The following is a 17,385-nucleotide window of genomic DNA, read 5'->3' on the forward strand; positions in this document are numbered from 1 at the left end:
GTCATGGCTCGTGTCATCCACGTCTTCCGTCAACCCGACCGATTCGTCGCCGGAACGGTCGGGGAACCCGGTGAGCGCACCTTCTACCTGCAGGCGTCCGAGGACGTCCGCACGGTGAGCGTGCAGCTCGAGAAGCAGCAGGTGTCGGTGCTCGCCGAACGCATCGGCGCGCTGCTGGAGGAAGTGCAGCGGCGCTTCCACGCCGACCTGCCCAACCAGACCCCCGACGAGCTCGTCGACACCGAACCCCTGGCGGTGCCGGTCGACGAGGAGTTCCGGGTCGGGACCATGGGGCTGGGCTGGGACGCCGAGACCGAGGCGGTGGTGGTCGAACTGCTGGCCGTCACCGAGGAGGAGCTCGATGAGTCGGTGGTCCTCGACGACACAGAGGAAGGCCCCGACGCCTTGCGGGTCTTCCTCAGCCCCGCGCACGCGCGGGCGTTCGCCGAGCGCGCCGAGCGCGTCATCAACGCCGGTCGCAAGCCCTGCCCGCTGTGCTCCGAACCGCTGGACCCCAGCGGCCACATCTGCCCGCGCCAGAACGGTTACCGCCGCTCGGAAGAGGTCTGAGGCGCGTGCGCGCCGGTGATCCAGCGGTTCGCGAACTGCTCCTGCACGGCGAGTTGGACGTCCAGGGGCGGTTGGTCGAGGCGTCGAACGCGACGTTGTTCTGCGGGATCGCGAGCGACGGGCTGAGCGCCGAGTGCGTCTACAAGCCGGTGCGCGGGGAACGTCCGCTGTGGGACTTCCCGGACGGCACGCTGGCCGGGCGCGAGGTCGGCTCCTACCTGCTGTCCGAGGCGATCGGCTGGGACCTGATCCCGCCGACGGTGCTGCGCGACGGCCCGTTCGGGCCGGGCATGGTGCAGCTGTGGGTGGACGTCGAGCAGGACTCCGAGCTGGTCGACATCGTCGCCCCGGACGAGGTGCCGGAAGGCTGGCTTCCGGTGCTGCGCGCCCAGGACCACCACGGTGATCCGGTGGTGCTGGCGCACGCCGACCACGAACAGCTGCGGCGCCTCGCGGTGCTCGACGTGGTGATCAACAACGCCGACCGCAAGGGCGGGCACATCCTGCACGCCCCGGACGGCCGGGTGCAGGGCGTGGACCACGGCGTCAGCCTGAACACCGACGACAAGCTGCGCACCGTGCTGTGGGGCTGGATCGGCGAGCCGCTGCCGGAGGACGCCGTCGACCGGCTCGGCGAGCTGCGCGCCCTTCTGGAGGGCGACCTGGCCGCCCAGTTGGCCGAGCACATCACGCCGAAGGAAGTCCAGGCGATCAGCACCCGAATCGAACGCCTGCTGGAGTCCGGGACCTTCCCGGCCCCCTCCGACGAGTGGCCGGCGATCCCCTGGCCCGCGTTCTGATCTCCGCAGTTTCAATTGAAACTGCGATCCGCCGTGCCTGGGATCCGCAGTTTCAATTGAAACTGTGCTATTCGGCGCGCTGCGGGGTCCGGTGGGGGCAGGGCAATCTGGGGTGGTGCGAACCGAGTACCAGCCGCTGAAGATCCAGTCCTCCTACGCCGACCGCCTGCACTCACCGCTGCCCAGCTTCCGGGACGTGATGCGGTTGATGTGGACCGGCGGGTTCCGGGGGAGGGTGGAGGACGCCGACCGGATCCCGGTGCTGCGCAGCGGACTGGCGCCGATCGCCACCCAGGACACCGCGCTGAGCTGGGTCGGGCACGCCACGTACGTGCTGCGGATGGGCGGGGCCACGGTGCTCACCGACCCGGTGTGGTCGTTGCGGATCCCCGGCGTGCCGCGGCGGCTGACCCCGCCGGGCGTGGCCTTCAGCGAGCTGCCGCCGATCGACGCGGTGGTGATCAGCCACAACCACTACGACCACCTGGACGCCCCGACGATCCAGCGGCTGCCGCGCTCGACGCCGGTGCTGGTGCCCGCCGGGCTGGGACGCTGGTTCCGGCGGCGCGGGTTCACCGAGGTCGTCGAGCTGGACTGGTGGCAGTCGGCGGAGGTGGCCGGGCTGACCTTCGACTTCGCCCCGGCCCGGCACTGGAGCCGCCGAGGCCCCCGCGACACCTGCCGGAGCCTGTGGGGCAGCTGGGTGATCACCGGGCCGGACCACCGCGTCTACTTCGCCGGCGACACCGGCTACGGGCCGCACTTCGCCGAGATCGCGCAGCGCTACCCGGGCATCGACGTGGCGATGGTGCCGATCGGCGCGTACGACCCGCGCTGGTTCATGAAGCCGGTGCACATGGATCCGGAGGAGGCTGTCCAGGCGGTGGCGGACCTGGGCGCGACCTGCGCGGCGACGATGCACTGGGGAACGTTCGTCCTGACCCGCGAACCGGTCGTGGAGCCGCTGAACCGGATCCGCAAGGCCTGGCGCGAAGCGGGCCGGGACCCGCAGCAGCTCTGGGACCTCGCCATCGGCGAATCCCGCGTCCTCCGCCCCTGACCTGCGACGCCGCAGGTCTCAGTGGGGTTCCGCGTCCTGGCCGCGGCTCGTCGAGTGCCTGCGGAAGGGCCATTGGTGGACCGGGCGCTGCAGGAGGTCGTCCGGCGGGTCGGGGAGGCGGGGCGGGGCGCCGGTGAAGTGCGCGATGAGCACGATCCGGTCCTGGCCGCCGATGTAGACGACGGCATCGAGGCAGGCCGGGTCGGCTAGGACCGCGGGCAGGAGCGCCTGTTCGGTGTGGGCGAGCAGGTCGGCCTGTCGGCCCGGCTGGGCGCGGGCTTCCCACATGAGGGTGTCGGGTGTCTGGGTCATGGCGGCTCCCCGAGGAGGGTGGTGCCCGGCGGTTCGAGTTCGCCGGGAGCGAGGTGCGGTGGTCAGGCTTGCGCCCGAAGCGGGGGGATGGTGGGGACTTCGGGGGCGTTGCGGATGTCGTCCACCGTCAGCTTGAAACTCTCCGGGTAGGCGTCCCGACGGGTGCGGCGGGCGGGCTCGCTGGTGCGCCAGCAGTACAGGCACTGCTCGCACTGGTAGACCTCCCAGCACCCGGCGACCGGGGAGGTGTGGAGCAGGTCGAGGGCGGTGTGGCCGCAGCGCGGGCACTCGGTGGGCGCGGCGTTCTCGGTGGTCATGGCGATGGGTTCTCCTCTCGGATGCGGGGGCGGGGCGGTCACTTCTTGGCGAGCTGCTGCAGCTTGGTGATCCACTCACCCATCTCGGGCAGGTCGCGGACCTGGTTGCCGTAGTTGCCGCGCTGGTCCGGTGCTGCCGGCGTGGTCGCGTCGATGATGAGCTTGTCCGTCACACCCGGGGTGTTGGCCTGCGGCGCGAGCTCCAGGACGGGCATGTTGGGGACGGTGATCAGGTCCCCGCTGGGGTTCATCTTGGTGGACAGCGCCCACATCACCTGCGGAAGGTTGAACGGGTCGACGTCCTCGTCGACGACGATCACGGTGGCGGCGTAGCCGAGGCCGTGCGGGGTGGTCAGCACGCGCAGGCCGACGGCCTTGGCGAAGCCGCCGTAGCGCTTCTTGGTGGAGACGATGACGACCAGGCCGTGCGTGTACGTGGCGTTGACCGCCTGGACCTCGGGGAAGGCCCGCTTGAGCTGCTCGTACAGCGGGGCGCAGGTGTTGGCGGCCATCAGGTAGTCGATCTCGGTCCACGGCATGCCGAGGTAGAGGTGCTCGAAGACCGGGTTGGACCGGTAGGAGATCTTGTCGATCCGGATGACGGTCATGTTGCGGCCGCCGGAGTAGTGGCCGGTGAACTCGCCGAAGGGCCCTTCGATCTCGCGCTTGCGGCCTTCGATCACGCCCTCGACGACGACCTCGGAGCCCCACGGCACGGGCAGCCCGGTCAGCGGTGCCTCGGCGATCGGCGCGGGGGCGCCGCGCAGCGCGCCGGCCAGCTCGTACTCGTTCTGGTCGTACTCCATGGGGGTGGAGGCGACGATGGAGATCACCGGGTCGTTGCCGAGGGTGATGGCGATGGGCAGGTCCTCGCCCCTCTCCTCGGCCTTGTGCAGGTGCTGGGCGATGTCGTGCATGGGCACCGGCTGCAGCGCCAGCTTGCGCTTGCCCTTGACCTCGATGCGGTAGACGCCGACGTTCTGCTTGCCCGAGTTCTCCGGGTCGTCGGGATCCTTGGAGACCACCGCGGCCTTGTCCAGGTAGAAGCCGCCGTCGCCGTCGTTGAGCCGGATCAGCGGCAGGACGTCGAAGATGTTGATGTCCTCGCCCTCGACGGAGTTCTCCGCCCACGGCGGGTTGTCGCGCCACTCGGGCTCGACCGGGAACTTCGCCCAGCGGCGGATGAACTCGTCCACCTGGTCCTTCGTGGAGGAGTTCTTGTCCATGCCCAGGGCCAGCGCGTGGTTGGCCCACGAGCCGTGCACGTTCATCGCGATGCGGGCATCGGTGAAGCCGTGGACGTTGTCGAAGTACAGCGCCGGGGCGGCGTCCCCGAGGCGCGGGGCGGCGTTGGCGGCGGCAGCGATGTCCGGCTCGGGCATCACCTCGTCGCCGATGTGGAGCAGCTGTCCCTCGTCTTCGAGGGTCCGCAGGAAGCTGCGCAAGTCGTCGTAGGCCATGGGAACTCCTTGGATCTGCTGCGGGGGTGGCGTCGACCGGGGATCAGACCGAGGCCAGCACGTGGGCGGGCCGCTGCTCGCGGGCGGCTCGCATGCCGGCCCAGCGGCGGGCCGAGGGCGCGGGCAGGTCGAACTGGTCCAGGACGCGGGCGGTGATGTGCTCGACGATGTCGTCGACGGACTCGGGGTGGTTGTAGAAGGCGGGCATCGGCGGCACCATCTGCGCTCCCATGCGGGTGAGCGCGAGCATGTTCTCCAGGTGGATCTCGCTCAGCGGTGTCTCGCGGGGCAGCAGGACCAGCTTGCGGCGCTCTTTGAGCACCACGTCCGCGGCCCGTGCGACCAGCCCGTCGGCGTAGCCGGCCCGGATCCCGGCGAGCGTCTTCATCGAGCACGGGGCGATGATCATGCCGTCGGTGCGGAAGGACCCGGAGGCGATGGCGGCGCCTTGGTCGTCGGGGCTGTGCGCGACGTCGGCGAGCTCGCCGACCTCGCCGACGGACATGCCGCACTCCAGCTCCAGCGTGGTGCGCGCCCACCGGGAGAGCACCAGGTGGGTCTCGACGTCCGGCAGTTCGCGCAGTGCTTGGAGCAGGCGGACGCCGAAGACCGCTCCCGTCGCCCCTGTCATGCCCACGATCAACCTCATGGTGCGCCTCTCCTCCGCTCGTGGTCCTGGTGGCGATCGACGTGAGCTTTTTCGGTCAGCGACGCGGCGCCCGCGGTCTGGTGGCGCAACGGGGGTGGGACACTCTGACCAGCTCCGTCGCATTCCACGTTAGGTGCGGATCAACCAGATCCCGCCGCAAGCTCTGGACAGACCATGGACCGAATTGGACAGGATCGCATCACCGACGTCCCGTTCCGGCCCTCGCCAGGAGGACCGCCGGGCGTCGAGGTGTGGGACTTCGACCGGCTCGTCGAACGCGCCACCGGTCACGGGCTGGACCTGCACCGGCCGCTGCGCGCCGAGTTCCACCACCTGATCACCGTCCGCTCCGGAACCCTGCGGACCTGGTTGGACGGCCCCGAACACGAGCTGCGGCCAGGCGAGTGGCTGTGGATCCGCCCCGGCCAGGTGTACCGCTTCCCCCACGGCACCGGCGGCGCCGAAGGGGTGGTCCTGCTGTTCACCCCCGGCTTCCTCGACGCGGCCACCCTCAGCACCGCCCACCTCGACCCGCCCTACCCGGACCGGCCGCTCGTCCCCGACCAGCCCGAGGACGCAGCCGCACTCCGGGCGACCCTCGACCTGCTCCAGGACGCCTACCGGCGCATCGGTGCACTGCCCCTCGATGCCCACATCACCCTCGTGCGGCACCTGCTGGCGGCCCTGGTCGTGCGCTTGGGGCACCTCCACGGCCGCGAGCACCTCCGCCCGGGTACCCACGGCAACGACACGTTCCACCGGTTCCACCAGGCCGTGGAACGCGACTTCGCCGCCGCACGCCAGGTCGCGGACTACGCCGCCGCTCTCGGCTACAGCCCCCGAACCCTCACCCGCGCCTGCCTGGAGGTCACCGGGCGCACCGCCAAGCAGTACCTCGACGACCGCGTCGCCCTGGAGGCCAAGCGACTCCTGGTGCACACCGCCCTCGCCCCCGCTCAGGTCGCCGACCAGCTCGGATTCACCTCCGCGACGGTCTTCACCAAGTTCTTCCGCCGCTGCACCGGTGAGACCCCCACGGCCTTCCGCAGCCGTGCGCGCACCGGGAAGTGATCGGCCGCGGCTTCACGGCTGCTCCGCCCGGTCGTGGTGGGCGGGGGACTCGGTGCCCGAGTAGGCGTAGTAGGCCGACTGCTGCTGGGGCAGGCCGACGAAGCCGAGCAGGCGGACGGTGAACTCCTCGTAGAAGTCGTCCACCGTGCGCGGGATGTTGTAGAAGGTCGGGATCATCGGGTAGACGATGGCGCCCGCTTCCGTCACCTGGGTGAGGTTGCGCAGGTGGATGAGGTTGAAGGGGGTCTCGCGCACGCACAGCACCAGCGGGCGCCGCTCCTTCAGCGTCACGTCGGCGGCCCGCTCGATCAGCGTGTTCGCCGTGCCGTTCGCGATCCGGGCGGCCACCCCCAGCGCGCACGGCACCAGCAGCATCCCCCAGGACGGGTAGCTCCCGGACGTCGGCCCGCCGGCCAGGTCGTCCGGGTCCCAGGCGACCACCTTGTCCCCGGTCGGCCGCCCGCCCAGCACGAGATCGGCCGCCGGCCCGTCCGGATCCCGGCCGGTCTCGTGCGCGATCAGCTGGCGCCCGGCCTGCGAGACCAGCAGATCGATCCGCCCGACCCGCTCGTCCCGGACCAGGGCCTCCAGCACGAACCGGGCCATCCGGGTACCGCCCGCGCCGGTGACCGCCAACGTGATGCACCGCTGCTCCGCCATCCGCCCATCCCTTCGGCTCCCAGCGGTCGGCCAGGACACCTGCGGCGACCGCACCGAAGGGGATCGGAACAAGCACCCCGGGTGATCGCAAGAAGACGACACCGAACGGGTCGGACCAGGTGCTGACGCGGTCCGACCCCCGGCTTGCTGCAGCAGGCCGTGGGCGAGTTCCGCAAATTCAATGGAAATCGGATGTCCAATTTCCATTGAATTTGCGTCCTGTCCGGTCTGCGACCGCGAAACCTCGTTGAAATCGCTCAGTCGACGAGGGCTTGGTAGACGAGTTGGTGGAGTTGGGGGCGGATCGGGTGGGTGCTGGAGGGCATCAGCTGGGTGAGGAAGAGGACCGTCAGGTCTTCCGCCGGGTCCACCCAGAACGCCGTGCTGGCCAGGCCGCCCCAGGCGAACTCGCCCGCTGAGCTGGGCACCTTGCTCGCCACCGGGTCGTCCACCACCGAGAAGCCCAAGCCGAAGCCCTTGCCCGCGTGGGCCGACTCGGAGAACGAGTCCAGCGCCATCGTCTCCAGGTCCGCTCCGCCGGGCAGGTGGTTGCGGGTCATGTAGTCCACGGTGCGGCTGCCCAGCAGGCGGGCGCCGTCCAGTTCGCCCTTGCGCAGCAGCATCTGGCTGAACCGGTGGTAGTCGCGCGCCGAGGAGAACAGCCCGCCACCTCCGGACAGGGCCTTGGGCAGTTCGAAGGCGGCCGCGTGGACCTCGTCGTGGTGCGGGTGGCGGCGGGCCCGGCCCTGCGGGTCGGCCACGTACAGGGTCGCCAGCCGGTCGGCGTCGGCGCGGTCCACCGCGAACCCGGTGTCGGTCATGCCCAGCGGTTCGAAGATGCGGGTGCGGAAGAACTCGTCGAGGGTCTGCCCGGAGACGACCTCGACGATCCGGCCGAGCACGTCGGTGGCCACCGAGTAGTTCCAGGCCGTGCCGGGGTCGAACAGCAGCGGCAGCGACGCCCACTCGTCGCAGCAGCCGGCCAGGTCCAGGCCGTCGGCCATGCCGTGCTCGAACCCGGCGCGCCGGTAGAGCTCGTCGACCGGGTGCAGGTGGTTGAAGGCGTAGGTGAGCCCGGAGGTGTGGGTCAGCAGGTGCCATATCCGCATCTCCTCGACGGCCGGGCGGGTCTGCGGCGCGCGGGCGGTGCCGCCGGTGTAGACCCGCAGGTCGGCGAAGGACGGGATGAAGTCGCTGACCGGATCGGTGAGCTGGAAGGCGCCTTCCTCGAGCAGCATCATGATCGCCGTCGAGGTGATCGGCTTGGTCATCGAGTAGATCCGGAACAGGGTGTCCGGCCGCACCGGGGCGCTGGTCTCGACGTCGCGCATGCCGTGCGTGCCCAGGTGCGCGATCTTGCCGTGCCGCGCGACCAGGACCAGCCAGCCGGGCAGCTCGCCGGTGTCGACGTAGCGCGCGAAGTGCCGGTCGATGCGCTGCAGCCGGGTCGCGTCGAAGCCGACTTCGCCGGGGTCAACCTCGATCTCCACGCTCACTGGGGCCTCCTCGCGACATCGTTCATCGGGCTCACGCCGTGTTTCTACACGGTGCGAACGGTCTCGAGGAGAGTCCGGCATGTGAAAAGTTCTCGCTCTCGCGGCGTGCACCGGCCTCGCCGGGTAGCGTCGGACGGGTGACGAACCCGACCCCACCCCCTGGTTTGCCCCGCACGGCGGGGGAGTTGCGGGCCAGCGGCCACGCTCCGCGCAGCGTGAAGGCCGAGGTGCGCGCGAACCTGCTGGCCTCGCTGCGCTCCGGCCGCGCGCTGTGGCCCGGCATCGTCGGCTTCGACCAGACCGTGCTTCCGCAGCTGGAACGCGCCCTGATCGCCGGGCACGACGTGGTGCTGCTCGGCGAGCGCGGGCAGGGCAAGACGCGACTGCTGCGCAGCCTCACCGAACTGCTGGACGAGTGGACGCCGGTCATCGAAGGGTCGGAGCTGGGCGAGCACCCGCTGCAGCCGATCACCCCGGTCTCCCGGCGGCGGGCCGCCGAGCTCGGCGACGAGCTGCCGGTGGTCTGGCGGCACCGCAGCGAGCGCTACGCGGAGAAGCTGGCCACCCCGGACACCTCGGTCGGTGACCTGGTCGGCGACGTCGACCCGGTGAAGGTCGCCGAGGGCCGGTCGCTGGGCGATCCGGAGACCATCCACTTCGGACTCGTGCCCCGCGCGCACCGCGGCATCGTGACCGTCAACGAGCTGCCGGACCTGGCCGAGCGCATCCAGGTCGCGCTGCTGAACGTGATGGAGGAGCGCGACATCCAGATCCGCGGCTACAGCCTGCGGCTGCCGCTGGACGTGCTGCTGGTCGCCACCGCCAACCCCGAGGACTACACCAACCGGGGCCGGATCATCACCCCGCTCAAGGACCGCTTCGGCGCGGAGATCCGCACCCACTACCCGCTGGACGTCGACGACGAGGTGGCGCTGGTGCGCCAGGAGGCGGACCTGCCCGCCGAGGTCGGCGACCACCTGCTGGAGGTGCTGGCCCGGTTCGTCGGCCACCTGCGCGAATCCACCGCGGTGGACCAGCGTTCCGGGGTGTCGGCCCGGTTCGCCATCGCCGCTGCCGAGACCGTCTCCGCCGCCGCGCTGCACCGCGCCGCGATCACCGGCGAGCACCCGGCGGTGGCGCGCCCGGTCGATCTGGAGGCGGTGCCCGCGGTGCTGCGCGGGAAGATCGAGTTCGAGGCCGGCGAGGAGGGCCGCGAGGACGAGCTGCTCGGCTACCTCCTGCGCCGTTCGGTCGCCGACACCGCGCGCGGCCTGTTCGCCGGCCTGGACCTGCAGTCGCTGGCCCTGGCCGTGGCTGACGGCCACCCGGTGGCCACCGGCGAGCGCGTGTCCGGGCACGATGTGCTGACCGCGCTGCCGGAGCTGCCGGTGCTGCACCAGGTCGCCGAACGGCTCGAGGTGCGGGCCGGTGATCCGCCCGGGCGCATCGCCAGCGCGGTGGAGCTGGCGCTGGAATCGCTGTTCCTGGCCAAGAAGCTCGGCAAGGACGCCGAGGACGACCGGTCGGTGTACAGCTGATGTCCCGGCGGTTCCGGTACAACGCCTGGCACGGCGGGGCCGATCCCCTGGAACCGCCGGTGGACCTGCGCGCCGCGCTGGACCAGATCGGCCGCGACGTCATGGAAGGCGCCTCGCCGCGCTCCGCGCTCGAGGAGCTGCTGCGCACCGGCACCCGCGACGCCTCGGGGCTCGACGATCTGACCCGGCGGCTGTGGCAGCGGCGCAGCGAGCTGCAGCGACGCCACCGCCTCGACGGCACGATGTCCGAGGTGCGGCGGCTGCTGGACCGGGCGCTGGAGCAGGAGCGGCTCGCGCTGGCGGCCGACACCGGCGAGGACGCGCGGTTCCGCGAGCTCCAGCTCGACGCGCTGCCGCCGGACGTGGCCGGTCAGGTCGCGGAGCTGGCCAACTACGACTGGCGTTCCCAGGACGCGCGCGAGACCTTCGAGGAGATCCAGCAGATGCTGGGCACGGAGTTCCTCGAGCAGCGCTTCCAGGGCGTCAAGCAGGCGATGGAGCAGGTCACGCCCGAGGACGTCGAGCGCGTGCGGGAGATGCTCGACGACCTGTCGTCGCTGCTGGCCGCGCACGCCCGCGGCGATGACGACGTGCCGCAGAAGTTCGACGAGTTCATGGCGCGGCACGGGGAGTTCTTCCCGGAGAACCCGCGCAACGTCGACGAGCTGATCGACGCGCTCGCCGCGCGGTCGGCCGCAGCCCAGCGCCTGCTGAACTCGATGAACGCGCAGCAGCGCGACGAGCTGATGGCGTTGTCCCAGCAGGCCTTCGGCGATCCGCGCATCGCGCAGGCGCTGCAGCGGCTGGACCAGCAGTTGCAGCAGTTGCGGCCGGGTGAGGACTGGAGCGGTCGGGCGCGGTTCCGCGGCAACCAGCCGATGGGGCTGGCGGAGGCTACGGCGGCGATGGCCGAGCTCGGCGAGATGGACCAGCTGGCCGAGCAGCTGGGGCAGTCGTACCCGGGCGCGAGCCTCGCCGACATCGACCTGGAAGCGCTGGAACGGCAGCTCGGACCGCAAGCCGTGGTGGACGCCCAGCGGTTGTCGGAGATCGAACGGCAGCTGCGCGAACAGGGCCTGCTCCAACGCGCGCCGGACGGAAGCCTGCGCCTGAGCCCGCGCGCGATGCGGCGACTCGGCGAAACCGCGCTGCGCTCGGTGGTCTCGCAGCTGCGCTCGCGGCGCGGTGAGCGCGACACCGACCGCGCGGGTGCGGCGGGGGAGCTCACCGGCACCACGCGGCAGTGGAGCTACGGCGACTCCGAGCCGTGGGACGCCTCGCGGACGGTGCGCAACGCGGTGCTGCGCCGCGCGGCCGAAGGGCCGGAGTCGCCGCAGCTGGACATCGCCGACCTGGAGGTCGCCGAAACCGAGCAGCGCTCGCGGGCGGCCGTGGTGCTGTGCGTGGACACGTCGTGGTCGATGGTGCAGGACGGTCGCTGGGTGCCGATGAAGCGCACCGCCCTGGCGCTGCACCACCTGGTGTCCACCAGGTACCGCTCCGACGCGCTTCAACTGGTCACCTTCGGCCGCTACGCGTCCACTGTGGACGTCGCCGGGCTGGCCGCGCTGGAAGGCGTCTGGGAGCAGGGCACGAACCTGCACCACGCGCTCCTGCTCGCCGGTCGCCACCTGCGCCGGAACCCGGACGCCAAACCGGTGGTCCTGGTCGTCACCGACGGGGAGCCCACCGCCCACCTGGAACCCGACGGCGAAGCGGTCTTCCAGTACCCGCCGGACCCGCACACCCTCGCGGTCACCTTGTCCGAAGTGGACTCCCTGGCCCGCTTGGGCACCACGCTGAGCGTGTTCATGCTCGGCGAAGATCCCCGCCTCGCGGCCTTCGTGGACCTGCTGGCCCGACGTGGCGGCGGCCGGGTCCTGGCGCCCTCCGCCGATGGCTTGGGTGCCGCCGTGGTCGGCGACTACCTCCGCACCAAACGCCGCCGCTGACCCGTCGATCCGGTGACCGTCCGACCTGCGCGGACCGGCTTTAGATCACTCGGTCGGGATGGTGGTGGTCGGTTCCGGTTCCGGGGTCGGGGTGCGGCGGGCTCGTTTGTGGGGGAGGGCCTTGTTGTGGACTCCGGAGAGGAGTTCGTGGAGGCCGTAGTGCTTCGGGTGGCGGTAGAGGGCCACGCAGAACACCACGAACAGCACGCCGCTCGCCGCGAGGACCAGGAACGCGATCAGCAGCAGTTGGGAGGCGCCGGCGATCGTCCGCAGCACCTCCACCGGCTCGTCCACCAGGGCGTGGGCGCCGCCGAGCAGGATCTCGCCCGGGAGGCTGAGCACTGCCAGCACCGCTGCCGTCATCGTCGCCGCGATCGGCAGCATCGGCAGGGCGAGCAGCAGTGCGCGGACCAGCAGGCGCCACGGTGCGGGGCGTTCGTCCTCGGGGCCGACGAGCTTCAGCAGCAGCAACCTCTTGCCCGGCGTGCCGCCGAGGGCCCAGGGCAGCAGGACGTAGTACACCACCAGCGTCAGCAGCAGGCCGAGGAACAGGCTCGGGCCTAGGAACAGCGAGGACACCAGGGTGCAGAACAGCATCGCGAACGGCAGGATCGACAGGTCGACCAGGAAGGCGGCCAGGCGCCGGCCCAGCGGAACCGGGCGGCGGGCCAGGGCTTCGTCGTCGATGGAGTCCAGGGCGGGCAGCCAGCGGGTCACCGGACCGGCCATCCACCAGCCGAGCATCGCGCCGCCGGTGTTGGTGATCACGTCGTCGACGTCGGCCAACCGGTACGGGCACGGGTAGAGGCCCCACACGCCGGTGTACTGGGTGAACTCGAAGAACAGCGATGCCGCCAGGCCGATCGCGGCGGTGGCCGCGAAGCCGCGCTTGAAGTGGTAGCGCAGGTACATGCCCAGCGGCACCAGCATCACCACGTTCAGCAGCGCCTGCCGCACGCCCGCGTTGTGCAGGACGAGCGCGCTGAAGCTGACCTCGCCGCCGGCTTCCTTCCAGATGTCGCCGAAGGTGTTGCCGGGTGCCAGCTGCGGCTCCGCCATCTTCCGGTACTTCACGCACACGTCCACCGCCGACGAGGGCAGCGGGATCAGGGTCATGAAGAACGCGGTGAGCGCGTAGAACAGGAAGCTGTAGAAGGAGAGCGTGCGCCAGCTCGACATGATGCCGTGCCGCCGGTAGGTGACCACCGCGGCGGGCAGGAACAGGACGAGCGCGAGCAACGGGAAGATGAGCGCCGCTGTCTTGATGGGCAGCAGGTGAACGCTTGACACGGAACACGACTATACGGTCATCGGTTTCGCCGTCCGCCGACTGTCCTGAGTGAACCTTCCGGTCGTCGCGGGACGTGTGGAGGTGTTGGGAACAACGCGGTTTGGCCCTGCGGAGGTGTCAGGGAGATCGCGGGAGCAGGGTGTCCAGGCTGTCCGGGAACTGGGTCGATCCGTGGTCGAAGGCGGTGTCGAAGTCGTTGGGGGACAACTGCTTCCGCGCTTCGGCGGTGATCCGGTCGACGTCGCCGCGTTCGGCCGGTGGAAGGGGCGCGCCGACCGAGGCGCGGGCCGCAGCCGCGGCGCCGAGCAGGCGGGCGGCCTGCTCCGGGGTGGTCGAGGTGCCTGCCAGGCCTTCGAGGGTCAGGGCGATCGCTCGGGGATCGGCGATTCGGCGGGCGATCCGGTGGGCGGCGAGGTGGTGTTCGCGGGCTTCGTCGAGGTCGCCGCGTTGTTCGGCGAGGAAGCCGAGTTCGGCGAGGATCAGCGTGTTGCCCGGCTCGAACTCCACCTGGCGGTGCCATTCGAGCACGCGGCGCAGGTGCTCCTCGACTTCGGCGAAGCGCCCTTCGCGGCGCGCCCCCAGCGCCAGGCCGGTTTCGGCGTACATCTCGGCAGGCGTGAAACCGCGCTCGGCCGCCAAGCGCATCGACCGCGCGTGCAGCTCGCGCGCTCGCGGGTAGTCGTGCTTGAGCAGTGCGACCCGGCCGAGCCAGGACGTTTGGTAGGCCACCTCCGCCCACAAGCCGATGCTCTCCGCGCCCCGCAGGGCTTCGGTGTGGTGACGCTCGGCGCTGGCGTAGTCGCCGGTGATCCCGGCGATCGTGCCCAGCGCGTACGACGCCTGCGCCAAGCCCCAGCGATCACCGGTGGCGCGGAACAGCTCGGCGCTGCGCTCGGCATCGCGGGAGGCCGCGTCGAGGTCACCGCGGGCCATCAGGTGCGATGAGCGGTCGCTCAGCGCCGCCGCCAGCCCCCAGCGGTCCTCCAGCGCGGTGAACTCCTCGACCAGTTCGCCGATCGCCGCCTCGGACGCCGCCAGGTCCGCGATCGTGTACTGCGCGTGCGCGAGGAACCAGCGGGCCCGGGCGCGCTGGGCGCGATCGTCGATGTCCCGCCACGCCTCGACGTGGTCCACCGGCTCGCCGGTCAGCAACGCGATCCCCGCGTACCACGCGGCGGCGTCGGTCCGGGCCGAGCCCGAGCCGGCCAGCGCCGCCGCGAGCGACTGCCGGGCCTCGCTGAGCCTGCCGCGCAGGAACCAGTACCAGGCCAGCGAGGTGACCAGCCGCAACGCCAGCTCCGGCGAGGCGTCGTCGAGCGCAGCGCGCAGATTGGTCGCCTCGGCGTCCAGCAGTTCGAGCCATCGTCGCTGGTCAGGGCCGCGCAGCTGGGCTTCGGCCTGCTCGGCGAGGGCTGCGTAGTGCTCGTTGCGCCGCTGCCGCACGATGTCGTGCTCCTCGGCTTCGCGCAGCCGCTGCGAGCAGTAGGCGGCGACGCTGTCCAGCAGCCGGTAGCGGAGCTCGCCGGTAGCGGACTCCGCCGCGACCACCAGCGAGCGGTCCACCAGCCGGGCCAGCAGGTCCAGCACCTCGGCCGGGCGGACACCGTCGCCGGAGCACACCGCTTCGGCGGTGGACAGCGTGCAGCCGTCGCGGTGGACGGCCAAGCGGCGCAACACGATTCGCTCCGCTGTGGGCAGCAGCTGCCAGCTCCAGTCGATCATCGCGTGCAGGGTCCGCTGGCGCTCCGGCGCATCGCGGTGGCCGGAGTTCAGCAGCGCGAACCGATCGTCCAACCTGGACTCGAGAGCTTTCGCCCCGAGGACGCGGATCCGGGTGGCTGCCAGCTCCAGCGCCAGCGGAATGCCGTCGAGGCGGCGGCAGATCGCCGCCACCGAAGCGGAGTTGGAGGTGTCGACGTCGAAACCGGGTGACGTGGCGGCGGCTCGCGCGGTGAACAGCTGGACGGCGGCCGAGGTGCGGACGGCGTCGACGTCGGCGCCCGCATCGGGCACGGCCAGCGGAGGTACCGGCAGCAGGGTCTCGCCCGCGATGCCCAGCGCTTCCCGGCTGGTGGCGAGGATCCGCAGCCCCGGCACCTTCCGCAGCAGCCGCGCGGCCATCGTCGCCGCGGAGGTGATCACGTGCTCGCAGTTGTCCAGCACCAGCAGGACTTCCTTCGCGCGCAACGCGTCCACCAGCGGATCCGCCGTCGACAGCGCGGCCTCCTGCACGTCCAGCGCGGCGAGCACGGCGTGCTCCAGCGGGCAGGCGCCCGCCTCGGGCTGGATCCCGGCCAGCTCGACCAGCCACACGCCGTCCCGGAACGCCGCGCTGCGGGCCGATTCGATCGCCAGCCGAGTCTTGCCCACACCGCCCGGCCCGGTCAGCGTGACCAGCCGGGACGACGCGAGCAGCGCCAGCACCCGGGCGCTCTCGCCGTCCCGCCCGACCAGATCGGTCAGCGGGGTCGGCAAGTTGTGCGCGGCGGCGGGCGGGGGAGCGAGCGAGGTGTCCTGGGACAGCACGGCCTGCTGGAGTTCGACCAGCTCCGGGCTCGGGTCGATGCCCAGCTCATCGGCCAGCCGTTCCCGCAGGTCCGCGAGGCTGGCCAGCGCCTCGTTCTGCCGCCCGGCGCGGTAGAGCGCCCGGACTTGCAGCGCGCGCAGTCGTTCCCGCAGCGGGTTCGCGGCCACCAGCTCGCCGAGCTCACCGATGAGCGCGGCGTGCTCGCCCAGCTCCAATCGGGTTTCGGCGAACTCCTCCAGCGCGTCGAGGTGCTCCTCGGCCAGGCGGTGGCGGGCGGCCTGCACGAACGGCTCGTCGGCGAAGTCGGCGAACGCCGAGCCCCGCCACAGCCCCAACGCATCGGCGAGCAGTGCCCGTCGTGCATCGGGCGAGGCCGTGGTGCGGGCCTGCGCAAGGAGACTGCGGAAGCGGTGCGCGTCGACGGCGTCCTGGTCGACGGCCAGCGCGTAACCGGCGGGGCGGTACGTCACGAGCTCGCGGCCGATGGCCTTGCGCAGCTGGGAGACCTTCGTCTGCAGCGTGTTCGTCGGCTTGCCGGGAGGCTCGGCGCCCCACAGGGCGTCGACCAGGCGATCCGCCGACACCGGCCCGTCGTGCGCGAGCAGCGCGGCGAGCAGGACGCGGACCTTGGCCTCGGGAACGACGACCGGTTCACCCCCGGCGGTCCACACCTCCAACGGCCCGAGCACTCCGAAACGCACGACCTCACCTTAGCCAGCACCCCCGACCGACCGCCCTCGAAGCGGCGGGCGGGGGCCTACCGCCCGCGGTTTCAGCTGTGCTGGTGGGCGGCGGCGTATTCCTCGTCGGTGACCGGTTCGAGCCAGGTGGTGCCGTCGCTATCTTCGGTGCCTTCGAGCATGGCGATGTGGCTCATGCAGGTGGTGCTGGTGCCGCCGTGCCAGTGCTCCTCGCCGGGCGGGGTCCACACGGTGTCGCCGGCGCGCATGCGGATCACCTGGCCGTCGCGGTTGACGACGTAGCCGACGCCTTCGGTGACGTGCAGGGCCTGGCCGTTGGCGTGGGAGTGCCAGTTGGTGCGGGCACCCGGGGTGAACCGGACCAGGGCTGCGATCAGCCGCGACGGCGGCTGCGCCTTCTGGATCGGGGTGACGTGCACATCACCGGTGAATGCGGTGGACGGGGCCTTGGCGGTGTCGTTGACCTGGGTGTGTTCCACGATGTTCTCCTTGGTCGGGTGGGTTGGTCCGATGTGGACTCGTCACCGGTCGAAGACCTGCTTGGCGACTGCCATCGCGGCCATCGCCCGGGGCCAGCCCGCGTAGAAGGCCAGGTGGGTGATCGCTTCGACCAGCTCGGCCTCGGTGTTGTCGTTCTCCTTGGCCAGGCCGAGGTGGTAGACCAGCTGCTCGGTGTTGCCGTTGGTGGTCAGGGCGGCGACGGTGACCAGGCTGCGCTCCTTCGGGGTCAGTTCGGTGCGCTTCCACACCTCGCCGAAGAGCACGTCGTCGGTGAAGTGCACCAGCCCCGGTGCGAAGTCGCCGAACATCTTCTCCGCTCCGGAGGGTGCCCGGTCGGTGTTCTCATCGGTCACGACGTCGTCCTCTCTGGACTGTCCTCTGTGGATCACTTGTTCTGGCGGGGTTGCCGGCCGACGGCTGCCGGGCTCGGCGCTGACCAGCGGCCGGGGGCCTGCGGTGCTCGATGTCGTCACGCCTCGA

16 protein-coding genes are annotated in these 17,385 nt (G+C 71.3%); 6 read left to right on the forward strand and 10 right to left on the reverse strand.

Translation table 11 applies throughout. The annotated features are described in order from the left end of the window. Positions 1-3 precede the first annotated feature (3 nt). The 3 genes from OU415_RS21095 to OU415_RS21105 all read left to right on the forward strand — a co-directional run bounded on the left by OU415_RS21095 (position 4) and on the right by OU415_RS21105 (position 2,430). A complete protein-coding gene (locus OU415_RS21095) occupies positions 4-570 on the forward strand; it encodes a DUF3090 domain-containing protein (protein WP_270950645.1) in 567 nt (188 codons plus the stop codon). 5 nt (positions 571-575) lie between these two features. Continuing rightward, a complete protein-coding gene (locus tag OU415_RS21100; protein ID WP_270950646.1) occupies positions 576-1,370 on the forward strand; it encodes an SCO1664 family protein in 795 nt (264 codons plus the stop codon). A 115-nt stretch (positions 1,371-1,485) separates the two neighbouring features. Next, positions 1,486-2,430 carry an MBL fold metallo-hydrolase gene (locus tag OU415_RS21105; RefSeq protein ID WP_270950647.1) on the forward strand — a complete coding sequence of 315 codons (945 nt, stop codon included), beginning with the start codon at positions 1,486-1,488 and terminating at the stop codon, positions 2,428-2,430. An 18-nt stretch (positions 2,431-2,448) separates the two neighbouring features. On the opposite strand, the gene OU415_RS21110 is transcribed toward OU415_RS21105, so the two are convergent. The 4 genes from OU415_RS21110 to OU415_RS21125 form a co-directional block, all read right to left on the reverse strand. Next, on the reverse strand, positions 2,449-2,742 hold the full coding sequence (locus OU415_RS21110; RefSeq protein WP_270950648.1) for a hypothetical protein: 294 nt from the start codon (positions 2,740-2,742) through the stop codon (positions 2,449-2,451). A gap of 62 nt (positions 2,743-2,804) precedes the next feature. Then, positions 2,805-3,059, reverse strand: coding sequence for a non-oxidative hydroxyarylic acid decarboxylases subunit D (locus tag OU415_RS21115; protein WP_270950649.1), 255 nt, complete (start codon positions 3,057-3,059; stop codon positions 2,805-2,807). A gap of 38 nt (positions 3,060-3,097) precedes the next feature. Further along, positions 3,098-4,519 (reverse strand): non-oxidative hydroxyarylic acid decarboxylases subunit C, encoded by a 1,422-nt coding sequence (locus OU415_RS21120; protein WP_270950650.1) that lies wholly within the window; start codon positions 4,517-4,519, stop codon positions 3,098-3,100. 43 nt (positions 4,520-4,562) lie between these two features. Further along, complete coding sequence (locus OU415_RS21125) at positions 4,563-5,168, reverse strand: non-oxidative hydroxyarylic acid decarboxylases subunit B (protein ID WP_270950651.1); 606 nt, start codon at positions 5,166-5,168, stop codon at positions 4,563-4,565. A gap of 174 nt (positions 5,169-5,342) precedes the next feature. Between OU415_RS21125 and OU415_RS21130 the strand changes: the two genes are divergently transcribed. Next, entirely contained in the window at positions 5,343-6,239 is an 897-nt protein-coding gene (locus OU415_RS21130; RefSeq protein WP_270950652.1) for a helix-turn-helix transcriptional regulator, read from the forward strand. A gap of 12 nt (positions 6,240-6,251) precedes the next feature. Here OU415_RS21130 and OU415_RS21135 read toward each other — a convergent pair whose 3' ends face one another. Together OU415_RS21135 and OU415_RS21140 are read right to left on the reverse strand one after the other, a co-directional pair. After that, on the reverse strand, positions 6,252-6,899 hold the full coding sequence (locus OU415_RS21135) for a UbiX family flavin prenyltransferase (RefSeq protein WP_270950653.1): 648 nt from the start codon (positions 6,897-6,899) through the stop codon (positions 6,252-6,254). A gap of 257 nt (positions 6,900-7,156) precedes the next feature. After that, positions 7,157-8,395, reverse strand: a complete 1,239-nt coding sequence (locus tag OU415_RS21140) for a serine hydrolase domain-containing protein (protein WP_270950654.1) — start codon at positions 8,393-8,395, stop codon at positions 7,157-7,159. A 137-nt stretch (positions 8,396-8,532) separates the two neighbouring features. Between OU415_RS21140 and OU415_RS21145 the strand changes: the two genes are divergently transcribed. Together OU415_RS21145 and OU415_RS21150 are read left to right on the forward strand one after the other, a co-directional pair. Beyond that, a complete protein-coding gene (locus OU415_RS21145) occupies positions 8,533-9,933 on the forward strand; it encodes an ATP-binding protein (protein WP_270950655.1) in 1,401 nt (466 codons plus the stop codon). After that, positions 9,933-11,885, forward strand: a complete 1,953-nt coding sequence (locus tag OU415_RS21150; RefSeq protein WP_270950656.1) for a vWA domain-containing protein — start codon at positions 9,933-9,935, stop codon at positions 11,883-11,885. Before OU415_RS21145 ends, OU415_RS21150 begins: the two co-directional genes overlap by 1 nt. Before the next feature lie 45 nt (positions 11,886-11,930). Here the strand turns inward: OU415_RS21150 and OU415_RS21155 are convergent, their stop codons facing one another. The 4 genes from OU415_RS21155 to OU415_RS21170 all read right to left on the reverse strand — a co-directional run bounded on the left by OU415_RS21155 (position 11,931) and on the right by OU415_RS21170 (position 17,258). After that, positions 11,931-13,175, reverse strand: coding sequence for a VanZ family protein (locus OU415_RS21155; RefSeq protein ID WP_270950657.1), 1,245 nt, complete (start codon positions 13,173-13,175; stop codon positions 11,931-11,933). A gap of 118 nt (positions 13,176-13,293) precedes the next feature. Beyond that, a complete protein-coding gene (locus OU415_RS21160) occupies positions 13,294-16,404 on the reverse strand; it encodes a BTAD domain-containing putative transcriptional regulator (protein ID WP_270950658.1) in 3,111 nt (1,036 codons plus the stop codon). Positions 16,405-16,475: 71 nt separating this feature from the next. Beyond that, on the reverse strand, positions 16,476-16,883 hold the full coding sequence (locus OU415_RS21165) for a (R)-mandelonitrile lyase (protein ID WP_270950659.1): 408 nt from the start codon (positions 16,881-16,883) through the stop codon (positions 16,476-16,478). 42 nt (positions 16,884-16,925) lie between these two features. Then, positions 16,926-17,258: a carboxymuconolactone decarboxylase family protein gene (locus tag OU415_RS21170; RefSeq protein WP_270950660.1), complete on the reverse strand. Its 333-nt coding sequence runs from the start codon at positions 17,256-17,258 to the stop codon at positions 16,926-16,928. Positions 17,259-17,385: the final 127 nt, after the last annotated feature.

It is taken from the genome of Saccharopolyspora oryzae, from assembly GCF_027853915.1.
Lineage (GTDB): Bacteria > Actinomycetota > Actinomycetes > Mycobacteriales > Pseudonocardiaceae > Saccharopolyspora > Saccharopolyspora oryzae.